11 protein-coding genes are annotated in these 12,997 nt (G+C 63.0%); all 11 read right to left on the bottom strand.

Going from position 1 to position 12,997, the window contains the following annotated elements; all coding sequences use genetic code 11:
• Positions 1-81: 81 nt before the first annotated feature.
• Positions 82-1,224, bottom strand: a complete 1,143-nt coding sequence (locus AC1DLO_RS17375; RefSeq protein WP_476890926.1) for a hypothetical protein — start codon at positions 1,222-1,224, stop codon at positions 82-84.
• A complete protein-coding gene (locus AC1DLO_RS17370; protein ID WP_476890925.1) occupies positions 1,221-2,498 on the bottom strand; it encodes a glycosyltransferase family 2 protein in 1,278 nt (425 codons plus the stop codon). Before AC1DLO_RS17370 ends, AC1DLO_RS17375 begins: the two co-directional genes overlap by 4 nt.
• Positions 2,499-3,347 carry an ATP-grasp domain-containing protein gene (locus tag AC1DLO_RS17365; protein WP_476890924.1) on the bottom strand — a complete coding sequence of 283 codons (849 nt, stop codon included), beginning with the start codon at positions 3,345-3,347 and terminating at the stop codon, positions 2,499-2,501.
• Between the two features lie 62 nt (positions 3,348-3,409).
• The gene (locus AC1DLO_RS17360) at positions 3,410-4,324 is read right to left on the bottom strand and encodes a PIG-L deacetylase family protein (RefSeq protein ID WP_476890923.1); all 915 of its coding nucleotides are present in this window, start codon (positions 4,322-4,324) and stop codon (positions 3,410-3,412) included.
• A gap of 392 nt (positions 4,325-4,716) precedes the next feature.
• Entirely contained in the window at positions 4,717-4,917 is a 201-nt protein-coding gene (locus tag AC1DLO_RS17355; protein ID WP_476890922.1) for a hypothetical protein, read from the bottom strand.
• Between the two features lie 517 nt (positions 4,918-5,434).
• The gene (locus AC1DLO_RS17350; RefSeq protein ID WP_476890921.1) at positions 5,435-7,021 is read right to left on the bottom strand and encodes a sigma-70 family RNA polymerase sigma factor; all 1,587 of its coding nucleotides are present in this window, start codon (positions 7,019-7,021) and stop codon (positions 5,435-5,437) included.
• Between the two features lie 283 nt (positions 7,022-7,304).
• Complete coding sequence (locus AC1DLO_RS17345) at positions 7,305-8,948, bottom strand: OPT/YSL family transporter (RefSeq protein ID WP_476890920.1); 1,644 nt, start codon at positions 8,946-8,948, stop codon at positions 7,305-7,307.
• A 314-nt stretch (positions 8,949-9,262) separates the two neighbouring features.
• The gene (locus AC1DLO_RS17340) at positions 9,263-10,297 is read right to left on the bottom strand and encodes an ABC transporter ATP-binding protein (RefSeq protein WP_476890919.1); all 1,035 of its coding nucleotides are present in this window, start codon (positions 10,295-10,297) and stop codon (positions 9,263-9,265) included.
• Positions 10,294-11,112: an ATP-binding cassette domain-containing protein gene (locus AC1DLO_RS17335; RefSeq protein WP_476914537.1), complete on the bottom strand. Its 819-nt coding sequence runs from the start codon at positions 11,110-11,112 to the stop codon at positions 10,294-10,296. Before AC1DLO_RS17335 ends, AC1DLO_RS17340 begins: the two co-directional genes overlap by 4 nt.
• Positions 11,109-11,987, bottom strand: a complete 879-nt coding sequence (locus AC1DLO_RS17330) for an ABC transporter permease (protein WP_476890917.1) — start codon at positions 11,985-11,987, stop codon at positions 11,109-11,111. Before AC1DLO_RS17330 ends, AC1DLO_RS17335 begins: the two co-directional genes overlap by 4 nt.
• Complete coding sequence (locus AC1DLO_RS17325) at positions 11,984-12,997, bottom strand: ABC transporter permease (RefSeq protein WP_476890916.1); 1,014 nt, start codon at positions 12,995-12,997, stop codon at positions 11,984-11,986. The genes AC1DLO_RS17330 and AC1DLO_RS17325 overlap by 4 nt, the downstream gene beginning before the upstream one ends.

Below are 12,997 nucleotides of genomic sequence, written 5' to 3'. Positions count from 1 at the left end.
GATGCCTTGAGACGGATCCCCGATGTTCTCGTTATTGTCGCCCACCCTCAGCGGAGCGGCCGCGCAATAGGCGCCTGGCTCTCATGCTGCCCACGCCCTGCGGAGCGCGTCCCAATGCCCGTCACCCATGAGGCTGGCCGGCGTGACCGAAACGGATGCTGCGCCGCCGTCGGCTGCAAGGCGTAGGGTCCGTTCCAACTCGTCCGGAGAAATGGTGCCATCCGGGGACCAAAGTCCGATGGAGAGCGAGTACCGCGTCCCGGCGCGCTGCCGCAACGCCTTGACGAGTTCTTCCGTCCTCGGCGACCTCTCGTTGTTAAGGCCCACATACTCCCACACATGGATCCGGTCCAGTTCCTCCAACAGGAGGCCATAGTCCTGGCCACTGTCCGCGCGGTCCGCGGCGGCGGACACGCTCGGCGCGCGGACGTCCATGTCCAGGTCCACCCCAAAAGGTTCGACGGCGGAGCGGACCTTGCGCACGATGTCCGCCATCGCGTGGGTGCGCCACGTGGTCACGTCCGGCGCGGCAGTGTCTATGGTTCCATCCGCGCGGCGAGGCCAGTCGCTCCGGTGCATGGCTGATGTGAAGTCCTGCAGATCGTCCGGGCCGAAGGTGTATTCGTCGAACATGAGTTCGGTCAGGTTGACGGCGGTGGGCCGATATCGCTTGGCCACGGCCGCCGCGAACTCCGCAAGCCGGGCACCTGCTGCGCCGGTCCGGAGCGAGGAAAGACTGGCGAAGCTGCCCGAAGCCTTGCCCGCCGGGTTACGGCCAGCCAAAGAAGGATCGGCGGTGACGGCTTTGTCCAGCAGAACGTCGATGGTGAGGATGACGTCCCTCTTCAGCCCCGTTCCGGATTGCTGGAGCGTACCAGGCTGCTGCAGCGCTGCGATGGATTCGGCCACAAAATCGCGGCCGGTCCGTTTAACGGCGTCGGAGGCGGATTCCGGATGCGCTTCCCAAGGGAAGGCGGTCCAATCGGTCCGTCCGACCGCGATGGACACGGCCGTAGCCTGCACCTCGTCCAGGCGCTCGCCCAGCTGTTTGAGGTGGGCTGGATCCTCCACTGCCACGTCCTCGAAGCCGAGGTTGACCATCCGCTCCGCTGGCCTGGACCTGGGCTGCCCTTCCGGGCCCGAAGCCGTCAGAAGGACGGTTGTAGCGAGGATTCCGACGAGGAAGGCCGGTCGCGTCAACCCGCTGGGAGACCCGCCGCTCATGCGCGGGACATTTCGGGAGCGTTGATTCCGGAGGCGGATACCGAAACCACTCCGGTGCGCTGGAGCTTGTTCCACCGTGCAGGACTTCCCCTGAGTTCCTTGCCCACGGCACTGGCCAACGCCAACCCCACGAAGACCGAATAGAGCGGCCACAGCGGCAAGGTCCACACATACCGCAGATCGTGCCAGGAACGATTCAAGCCAAGGGAAATGACAATGAGCGCCAAAGAAACGAAGAGTCCCAACCAGCCCAGGATGGCCAATACTTCGCCGGGCACCGGACCATGGCCAACAAGATACAAGTAGGGCAGTACGGCCAGCACCAGGAGTTGGAGGATGGGGATGATCACCATGGTGATCGTGTTGAACACCATGAACGCGCCGAAGGACCCGTAGCGCAGGTTTCCCACCATGCCGAAATGAATCCGGAGGCTCTGCAGGAGTCCCCGGGACCATCGGACCCTTTGCCGCCACAGCCCGCGGACGGTGGATGGAGACTCCGCATAGACCAAGGCCTTGGGTTGGAAACGGACCCGGTACCCGGCCTTGTAGACACGCCACGTCAGCTCAAGGTCCTCGCCCAGGGAATCCTCATGGAACCCACCCACGTTGTGGACCAGTTCGCGGCGGAAGGCTCCCATGTTGCCGGACACGATGGGCAGGCAATGCAGGAGGGACAGCGCCCGGCGCACAAGTCCCGTGCCCACGTGGCTCAGGACGGCCAGCATGCGGGTCTGCACGCGGTCCAGGTTCACTGGCCGGTCGTCGCCGCACACCGCGCCGACACTGGGATGGTCGAATCCCTGAAGCATGTGGAGAAGGGTATCCGGTGCGAAAATCCCGTCGGCATCCACGAACATCAGGATGTCGCCGTGGGACGCGGCAATCCCGCGGTTCAACGCCGCACCTTTCCCCGCGTTGGCTTGCGTGACGGAGCGGACCCTGCCGTGTTCGGCAGTGAGCGCGGCCATGATGGCGGCCGTCTCATCGGTGGAACCGTCATCCACCAGAATCACTTCAAACCTCCGGTACCGGCTGGCCAAGATGGATTCCACGCACTTGGTGATCACGACGGCCTCGTTATAGCCGGGGACGATCACAGACACGAGAGGCTTCCGGTCAAGGACGGTCAGCCGGTGCATGGAAGACCGATCGCGGTAGTACCAATTGAAAAAAAGGGCCAGTGGAACATAGGCGATCTTGACCGCTCCGAAACCCAGGATGATGACGCCGCTGATCCGGACGAACTCCAGCAAGAACTCAAGGAACGTCACTCAGGCCATCCCACCAGCGCCGACGCGCAACTTGCGCAGGACTCCGTCAACGAGTTCGGGAGCCTGCGCGCTGTTGGCCCCGAATCGGGCGTTCACCTCGAGGATCACCGGGGTGCCGTCCGGCATCCGCCGGATATCGACGTCCGCGGGTCCCGTCAGTCCCAAAGCCCCGACGGCGGCTACCGCGAGCGCCGCAACATCCCCTGCTGCCGGTGGCTCCACCCTTTGAACCGAAACGGCGTTGCCGACGCGTCCCTCCTTGAGTTCGGTCTTTTCAAGAACAACCACGACGTCGTCCGGGTCGCTGTCCCTGCCGGTGCCCGGGTTCCGCAAAACCACCGGCGCGTACTCGGTACCGGGCGCGAAGCGCTGCACGATCAGTGAGCTGCCCAGCTCGTCCCAACGACCGGCGTCGGGAGCGTGTTCAATAAGCTGCACTCCCCGTCCGCCGCGCGATACGCGCGGCTTGATCACTATTGAGCCGCCCATGTGGTCCAGGGCGTCCTGTGCCGAGGCGAAATCCACGGGGAGTCCGAATTCCGGAATACTGATCCCGGCAGCCCTGAGCGCGGTCATGGTCAGGTACTTGTCATTCGCTGTGTGGACCGCCAAACGCGGAGCGATCAATACCTCTACCCCCGCGCCGAACAAGGGCCTCGCTTCGGATACCTGGGGAAGTTCGTCACTTACGGTGGGCACCACGAGGTCCATCCCCCATTTCACCGCAACGTGACAGAGGGCCTGCACGTAGTCGGGGGAACTGGCCGGGGGCACTACACGCGTGTCGCTGGCCAAACCTGGGCGGACCGCTTCCATGTCCACACCCAGGACGTAGTGTCCACGTGCCATCAATTGCCTTGCCAGCGAGGACCCAGCCGGCCCGCCTACACCGGTCACCAAAATCCTGGCCATCAGAATTCCCCCACGGCTGAGCCGAGCAGGCGCACGGGCTCAAAGCCTTCGGCGTAGGAGGTCTTGACCTGCGAGCCACGGAAGGCCGCGAGACTGCGGACCCGTTCTGCGCTCATATATGGTTTACCTTTCTGGTTCCGGTGCATGGCAACCGCGTGGATCTTGACGTCCACGTATCCTTCGATGTCCACGAACACGCTCGGATTGAAATAGCGGGTGGATGATGGGCTCTCGAAACACAGGATGGAGGAATGCTGGCGGGCCGCCCGCATGGTGGCGGCGTGAACCGCTTGGTGGTCCTGGTGGTAATCGTTGCCGGAATGCGTAATAACAACGTCGGGCCGGAAGGTATTGATCAGGTTTTCAATGATCTGGACCATTTCCTGCCCGTGATCGGACAAGCTTGTGTCCCGGAAGTCGTGGACCTGAACCTCGGAAGCTCCCATGAAATCCGAGCCCGTGGCAGCTTCCGCCACCCTGACCGCACTGTCGCCACCCTTGCCTCCCGTGCTCATCACCACGGTTCGTACTTCGTGGCCCGCGTCCACCAGCTTGGCGAGGGTGGCCCCGCACGCCAATTCCAGGTCATCCGGGTGTGCACCGATCGCGAGGACCTTCCTGCGCTGTGTTGCCAGGGTGTGGTCGATCCGGAGGGTCGGGGCAACCAGCGCTCCAATGACCAAGCCGGTTCCCGCGAGGACAGCCATCACCTGTAGCCACGTCTGGTGGTCCGGGAAAAGACCGCACGACAACAGGGCTGCGATCATCCCGGCGCCGAGCGCCGCCGTCGTTCTCCTCAAACGGTGAGGTGTCCTGAACTTTCGGATAAACCACTGTTGACCGGCGGGGACCATTGCCCAATACACCGAGCCTGCGCCGACAAAGCCAGCAACGGCGAACATCGTTGCCTTCATTTCTTCCCCAACTTCACTTCTTCCCCAAAGGACTGGCTCCAGCAGAATGAATGCCAATACTGCTGCCGATAGTAAGTGGTCACCAGCCCCACATCGTGACGCCGGCCGGTCCCCACATCATGATGGCTCTCACATACCGCTATGGCGGGGTGCGGTTTCCCGACACAAATGGCCCACGGCCGGCACTTACAAGTATGAAAATCCAAAAAGGGGCTCCCCTGCAGACCAACAGCGGTACCTGGAAACTACTTCTTCGCTGGCGGGAGCAAAGCCTCACAGACGGATGGCGTGTTGCCGGTGACTGGTTCGTTCCTGAAGTCTCGCCCCTGGCACGTTCCCTGCTCCGGGGCCGCCCGTGCACCGAAGAAGCCAGGACGCTAGGAATCAGTCGGTCACACCGAGGTGTCGGGTTGGCCGAGACCATGACGGACTTGCGGTCCCTGTTCACCGTCTCGGGCCATCCGGTCGACGGTGACGCCCTCCAGGAACTCGCTGTCGGATGGGTTGAAGCAAGCGAGGAAGCTCAGCCATTTTCCTGTACCGACGTCAGCACCGGTTTGGCAACATCGGCTCATTTCGAACGCGTGCTCCATGATCTTTGCCTTGCAGGAAAGGAGGAAGCATCCCGGTATGTGTTGGGAACAATCCGGGTGTCGCTGTTGATCAGGGGCATCAAAGYGGACTGGACCCTCTTGGCCGATCTAGGCCTGGTCTGTCTCGAAGAGTTCAACGACCGCAGTTTCCCCGCGGCGTACATCCACGGTGCCGTGCGTTTCCTTATGCCCCGATCGCCAAGGAACTTCGCTGACGCGCTCCGATGCAGGCACCGGTTGGAAACCCTTGGAAACGGATTGCTGGGACCCTGCCAACTTGACTACCGGAGCATTCCAACGACACCGACAGGAGCGGCGCAGCTCCTATCGGAACTAAGAAGCGTCTCAACCCCATAGAACTTGCGCCTCCGAAATCGATCACGGATGGACCAAGGGTAGGGGTATCCCACGGTCCGCTTGGAAGCCGGGTTGTCAGATCCTCGCCGAGGCGGAACCATCCACGGCGGGTATCCACCGTCCCCTAAGGCCGTTCGGACCGCGGCCTCAAAGGACGGTTTCAGAATCCATGCGTGTACGAGTTGGTTTCAATGGCCGGACCATCGAGCTTGTAGCGAAGCACGTGACCGTGGCCCCTGTCTGTGGTGTTGACGATGAAATGGAACTCTGTCGTACCGGTTCTTAGGAGGTCGGTACTGCACGTGATCACTCCGGTATCTCCGGAGTTCACGAGGCAGGTCCATCCTGCAGGTGCCCTTACAGAGGAAGCATCTATCGAGGCGTGCTTCGACAGCGCGAATACCGCGGTTGCACGGCCGAGATCCGCCCCGCCGGTGATCGAAAAGGCAACGGTCATACTTCGGATCCTGGGGTCGCCGTTGGCGGCTACGACGGAGGCGCTCCCCCGGACGCCTGCCTGCGGTATCGAATCAGAAACAACACCGGGTATAGGACGAGGCATCGGGGCCGTAGGCAGCGGCTGTGGCGGAGCAGCTGGCTGTGGAACCGGGACCGGCGCGGGTTCGGAGGGCGGGACGGGACTGGAGGGCTGGACGGGACTGGAGGGCTGTTGAGCCGCCGGCGTTACAGATATCCAAGGCCGTGAAGGGGCAGGTGCAGGCAAAACAGGCCCTGTCGGGACGTCGTTCCGTGAGGTCCCGCCACCAAGTGCGTCAAGCTCGCTCTGCTCGGCCAGACTGGCCGAATCACTGGCCCCGCCAAAGGTCAACGTCGCCACAAGAGCAGCAGCCGCTGTCACCATCAGGGGGCTCGCCAGGGTCGTCGCGGTGGAGGTTCTCGGCAGGGCGCCGGCGACTCCGAGTTCCATGGACTTCTCGCCCCAGGCCGCCAAAGGGATTCCCGTGACCAACGGCAGCAGCACGGTCCGCATGGTTCCCCGAACGTCTTTGAGTTCAAGTAAGACAGCCGTGCACGCTGCACAGCCATCCAGGTGGCTGCGGACAGTCGCTTCATTCTTCTTGGACAGCCCGCCGCGAAGATACGCTCCCAGCTGGGACCTGAACTCCGCACAGCCTCTTTGCTCGATGTCATTGACGTGGGATTGCAGGTACTGGCGGCGTAGCCCCTCGCGTGCCCGTATTCCGAGCGCAGAAACGGCATTGGGAGAGAGCCCCATGATCGGGGCAACCGCGGCTGGCTTCATCCCTTCCACATCCAGATACCAGAGCACCGACTGCCAACGTTCGGGCAACGCCCGATACGCCCGCGCGACGGTCCGCGATTCGAACGCGCGGATGACCGGATCCTCTTCCACCACTTCCTGGTCGAAGTTCCCTTCGATGTCTGCGGGCGCGGTCCGGCGTGCCTTCTTGTTGGTGTGGTGAGCCAGCCTGGTGACGGCAGAGAGCAAATATGCGCGGAAGAATACCTCGGGGCCTCGCCCGGATTTGAGACTTTGAAGCACTGCATGGAATGCCTCCGCTACGACGTCATCGGCGTCGCTGGGGTTGTCCACGTTCCTCCGTGCCACGGAAACGGCAATGGATACGTGCCTCGTATAGAGCCCTTCATATGCTTCCGCGTTACCGGCACGGACCATCGCAATGAGTTTACTGTCACTGGCAACCGCGGCTGCCCGAACCCTGCCTGCCATGACTTCCCCTAGAGCTTCAGAATTCTTGGCCATATACCCTGTGTGGCCTCCGGAAGCCATAAATGACGCCGAACCGGAAACTTCCTGCAAAAGGAAGCTCAAACCTCGTCGCTGACTAGCCTGTGGAGTCGTCGATCTGCGCCGGTAAGGACGTCGAACGAGCCTGCGTGTCACCGCTACGATGCGCGTTCCTAGGGTTCAGACAGGTGCCTGTTTTTCGGTCTGCTCATGATGTGTCCATGCGTCTAACCACCCGGCGCGTGTCCAGGGTGTCCGGGTGGTTAGTGCGGGCTTGTATCAACCAAGGACCGACGGGTTAGCCTTTGAAGATTTGGCCGACGGAGTAGACGGAGTCGCCGGCGATCAGGCCTGCTCCGATGAGGGAGACTTCGGTTTCTCCGTTTTGTGGCCGGTATTTGGTCCAAATGAAGCGGAAGAGCAGCGCTGCGAGGACAAGCCAGCCCGCGTTAGGGGTTCCGATGAGCAGGCCTGTGGCAAGCAGGACGCCCATTTGCCGTTTGGCGCCGCCGATGATCTGGATGACGGCTCCGGGGATAGCCCAGAGGATGAGGTTGCGGATGACGTCGGGTTCTGTCAGGCCGGTTTTGATGGTGTCTGCGTAGACCGTGGCGGCGGGTGGGAGGTGTCCGGCGGTGAAATAGGTGTTCCAGAGCAGGGCGACGAGGCCGATGGCGACGGTGAATCCGATCATGGCTGAGAGCAGTTGTTGCCTGCGGCCTTCGATTTCGAAGGCCGTGTACGGGCGGTTTTCGCGGCGGAGGATCCAGCCTGCTTTGAGGTCGTAACCCATGTCGGCGAAGGCCGGGCCGGTGGCGGCGCAGTATCCGACGAGGAGGGCAAGGGGCACGGCGGGGATCTGGAGCAGCAGGCCTGCGACGAGGAAGATCAGCGTCACGGCGAAAGCGGGGAACCAGCCGGCGTGCATCGCTGCGAGGCCGACGATGAGTTCATGGACGATCGCGGCGACTGCGGCGAAGAGGATCCAGGCGATCACGGCGGGTATGGACATCTGGGTCCAGACGCCACCGAGGGTGGCCAGGGTCAGGGCCCCGGCGATGTAGAGGAAGTAGCCGGAGGTGAAGGTGCGGCGCAACTTGCTGGCGCTGACGGTCGTGACGAGGGATGGGTCTTCCGGTGCTCCGGCTCGAGTCTGGGCCAGCATCTTGTCTTTCTGCCGGTCTTTGGTGGATTTTTTGTCCAGGAGAATGAGGACGGCCTGGACGAGGGCGACAATTCCTGCGCCGATCATGACCCCGTGCGGGACATACATGGACGAAAGAGTGAAGTGCAGGACCCCGGGAGCGTACTGGCTCACCAGGAGTCCGGCGGCGAACATTCCCAGAGCCCAGACGTTGCCGATCAGTGCCACTCCGGCCGCTGACATAGGCAGGCCGAAGAAGGATGCCCCGACACCGATGGCACCTCCGGCGGCCATGAGGAGTGCCCTTTTGCCTCCTTTGTCGCCTGCGAGGATGGTTTCGGCGGCGGCCACGCCCGGGGGCCACGCCGCGTCCGCAGGGAGGAATTTGGACCCGAAGCTCTTGTACAGGATCCAGGCATCAATCAGCAGGCCCATAGACGCGCCGACGAGCATGGGTCCCACCAAGTCGGTGCGACCGAACGCGAAGGGGACCGCGATGGGCGTGAGCAGTGAATTTGCGGCGGCGAAGGTGGCCCCGGAGATCGCGCTTTGGGCGAGGTTTTGCCGATTGATGTCGCGCATCTTGGCCAGTCCGAAGAAGGAGACCCTGCCGACGATCATCGCGATGAGCGCGCCGATGACAGAGGTGTTCGCGGAGATGCCGATGGTCGTGATCATGTGCAGGCCGATAACGGCGCCCAGGATACTCAGGAGAATGGTGACCACCAGGGTCACGGGTTCGAACGCCCTAGGGTGGTGGGCTGTGGTGTCGTCTTTGACATTGAGAGGCTGTGCCATGCGGGGACTGTTTCTATGAGAGGGGTCGTCGAGGACGGAGGTTGCGGTTCTTATCGGGTGCCAGGTCCGCCCGAGGGGTCCACCCGATCGTGTGACGCCAAACCCCCAAGGTCAGTTCAATGAGGCGTCGCACCATGAGCTTCCGGTCGTTCCTGGCCTCGGGCATGGGACCTTTCTTCCTTCCAGTGTGCGGTGTGTTCTCCTTTTCCGGTGTGCGGTCAGGACTTGCACGTGCCGGCGAATGAGTTCGCCGCTCAGGGTTCTTCGTCTCGCCGCTGGCGGCGCGGCGCCGTGCTTATGCGGCACCGTGCTTATTAGGCGGGCCGGCTCTGCCTGTCACCGGGTATCAGTCTCAGTGCTGTGACAGGGGTTGGGTTTATTACCGATGCCGGCGTGGATCTGGCTTGTTCGGCGTGGTGGCAGGCGACCGTTTGCTGGTCCAATGTGCGAAGCTCCGGTCTTTGTGTCGAGCAGATCTCTGTCGCGAGCGGGCAGCGGGCGCGGAATGCACACCCGCTGTCGGCCGGCGGCTGCCACATCTGACTGCTGGCGGCCGGAGGAGGTCCTCCGAGCTGTGGCACGGCATCCCGCAGCGCACGGGTGTAGGGGTGGGCCGGCGAGCTCATGAGTATGCGCGTAGGGCCCGACTCGACGATTCGTCCGGCGAACATGACGTGCGAGGTGGCGCAAAGCTGCTCGACGATTGCGAGGTTGTGCGTGATCAGCAGCATGTTCAGGTCATGTTCGGCGCCGAGGCTTTCAAGCAGGGTGGTGATGCGGGCCTGGACGGTGACGTCAAGGGCGCTGGTGGGTTCGTCGAGGATCAGCAGGTTTGGGTTGAGCGCCAGTGCCCGGGCAATGATGACGCGTTGCCGCTGTCCTCCGGAGAGTTCGTGTGGCAGCCGGGTGGCCAGCTTCCTGTCAAGGCCGACGTCGGCGAGCAATTGTGCAACGCGGGTTTCCCTTGCTTCCCGCCCGGGCAGTTTTTTGATGGAGAGTCCTTCCATCACTGATTGCCGGACCCGCATTCGCGGGTCGAGTGCCTCGTTGCCGTCCTGGAAGACGGGTTGGACTTCGGCGCGGAAGGACGAGCGGTCCCGCCGGGTCAGGCTCGTGATGTCTTGGCCGCGATAGCGGATGGTCCCCGAGTAGGGGTGGGTCAGCCCTAGCAGGGCGCGGGCGACGGTGGTTTTCCCGGAGCCGCTTTCTCCGATGAGGCCCACGCCGCCACGACCGGCAGCAATGGTGAGGCTGACGTCGGAGACAGCCTGGAATTTGCCATAGCTGACCGTGAGTCTTTCGGTAGACAGCAGCGGTGGGGTACGGGGCGTTTCGTCCTCGGTGATCACTTTGCACCTTCCATGGTCGGGACGGCTGCCAACAGCTCGCGTGTGTAGGGTTGGGTCGGGTTTTGGAGCACTTGCTGTGCCGGTCCCGACTCGACCACTTGCCCGTCGCGCATGACGATCACGTGGTCGGCAACGGTGGAGACGAGGGCCAGGTCATGGGATACGAGGAGCAGCGCCGTTCCGTTTTGCTGGCGAAGCTGCTGGAGCAGGGCCATGATCTCGGCCTGGACGGTGACGTCAAGGGCGCTGGTGGGTTCGTCGGCTGCGATGATGTCGGCTCCGAGGGCGAGGGCAAGGGCGATACCGAACCGTTGTGCCTGGCCGCCGGAAATCTGGTGCGGGTAGCGGCGCAGAATTGATTCCTGCAAGCGGACGCTGTCAAGTGCCAGCTTGATCCGTGACAGGGCCGGCCTGCCTTTGATGCCATGCAGGGTGAGAGCGCGCCTGAGGAGTACTMCTAATCGCATGGTGGGGTTGAGTGAGCCTTGTGGGCTTTGCATCACGAGGGCGATGCGCGCGCCGCGGAGGCTGCGCAGCCGGGTGGGGCTTGCGGTAAGAATGTCGACGTCGCACACCCGCACTGATCCGCTGACGGAGCAGTCCGAAGCCCTGAGTAGTCCAAGCAGTGCAAGTAGTGAAGTGGTCTTCCCCGATCCGCTCTCTCCGACGAGTGCCACGCATTCGCCCGGGCGCAGGCTCAGATCGGGAAGCGAGGCAACCTGTCGGCCGGAGATGGTGACTTTGAGGTCCCGGACCTCAACGAGGGCCGCGGCGTCGTGTTGCCGATCGTTTTGGGTATTTTTGACCGGAGTCATCGGAGGCCTCCTCGGGGATCGAGGGATGCGCGGAGGCCTTCCCCGAGTACGTTGAACGCGAATGCCGTGACAAGGATGGCCAGCCCGGGAAAGGTCACTACCCACCAGTCGGTGGTGAACAATGTCTGGCCTTCATTGACCATGAGTCCCCATTCACTGGTTGGTTCCTGTGCGCCAAGGCCCAGATATGACAGCGACGCGGCGGTAAGGATGACGCCGCCTGCATCCAGAGACAACTGGACCAACACGGGAGTCAGGGAGTTGGGCAGGACGTGTTGAAGGATTGTCCGTATCGGGGAGACGCCGAGGCAGCGGGCGGCATCGACGTAGCTGCGGGTGCGGATCGAGGCTGCAAGCGAGGCGGTCAGTCGCGTATACCAAGGCCACCAGGTGACGGCGATGGCGATAATCGCCGTAGGGACACTGGGCTGGAGTACGACGGCGAGGGCCAATGAGAGCAGCAGTGCGGGGAAGGCAAGGAAGATATCCGTGACGCGCATGATGATGTCACGGATGAAACCGCCGGCGTAGCCTGCGACCACTCCGAGCAGGACGCCGGTCACAGCCGCCGTGGCTAGCACTGCGGCGGCGATGAAGAGCGAGGTCCGGGCGCCGAAGAGGAGCCGGGACAGGATGTCCCTTCCGACCGCATCGGTGCCCATGATGTGGGTCCCGCTGGGCGGGAGCAGCGCCTGGGCAGCGTCGGTGGCGGTGGTGCCATCTGCCGGGAACGGGGCGATCCATGGGGCGAGTATGGCGCACAGAACGATCAGTAGCAGCACTACCCCACCGATCGCGGCGAGCATATCGGTTCGTACAAGTCCGGCCCATTGGCTGAACCAATTGGGGCGAAGGGCGATGGTCGAAGAAGTCATGTCAGTCTTACTCTCGGGTCGACTCCTGATTGGGCAAGGTCGACGATGAGGTTTACGAGTACGTAGACACCGGCGACAAGGAGCGTAATGCCGGCGATTGCGGGTGTATCCGAAGAACGGATTGAGTCGACGGCGTAGCTGCCCAGACCAGGCCAGTTGAAGACGGATTCCACGAGGAAAGTGTTGACGATGGAGTAGGCAAAGATCAGTGCGATCACCGACAGGATCGGATTCAGTGCCGGCCGCAGCACGAACCGCAGGAGCACGGCGCGTTCAGAAAACCCGAGGGCTCGTTCCATCTGAACGTGGGCTTGGGTGATCTCCTCAATGACCGCGGCCCGGGTCAGTTGTGCGATGACACCGGCCGGATAGGCGGCAACGACGAGGGCGGGAAGGACGAGGTGTGCCACGACGCTGCCGAAGATGGGCCAGTTTCCTGTCAACAGGCTGTCGATCAGGGTGACGTTTGTGTAGACCTGAAGCGGGTTTGTCTGGTCCAGGGCGCTGGTGTATTCGCCCGCGATCGGAAACCACTGGAGCTTTGTCGCGAAGATCTGCTGACAGACGAGCGCGAGCCAGAAGACCGGCAGCGACACGGCGAGCATTGACTGCACCCGAACCGCAGCATCAACAGGGCTGCGCCGGTAGCGGGCTGCGAGCAGCCCGAGCGGGAGCCCGATGAGGACCCCAAGCACCAGCCCCGTCACCACCAGTTCCAATGACGCGGGCAATGCCTGGCCCAGGTCATGCAGCACCGCCTGGTGGGTGTGCAGGCTGGCTCCCAGGTCACCCCGCAGCAGATCTGTCAGGTAATGCCCCAGCTGAACCGGCAGCGGTTCGTTGAGCCCGAGTTGCTGCCGTGCCTGCTCCAGCTGTTGTTGGCTCGCATGGGAGCCAACAACAGCCACGGCGGGGTCGCCGGGGACCACCCGTTGAATGGCGAAGGTCAGGATCACGACGCCGGCCACCACAAGCACGGCCTGGCCGAGCCGGCGCAGTAGATATCGCAT

It is taken from the genome of Arthrobacter sp. 01T419, from assembly GCF_056398865.1.
Note: the sequence above shows the minus strand (reverse complement) of the source record. Positions and strands in the feature narration are given on the sequence as shown.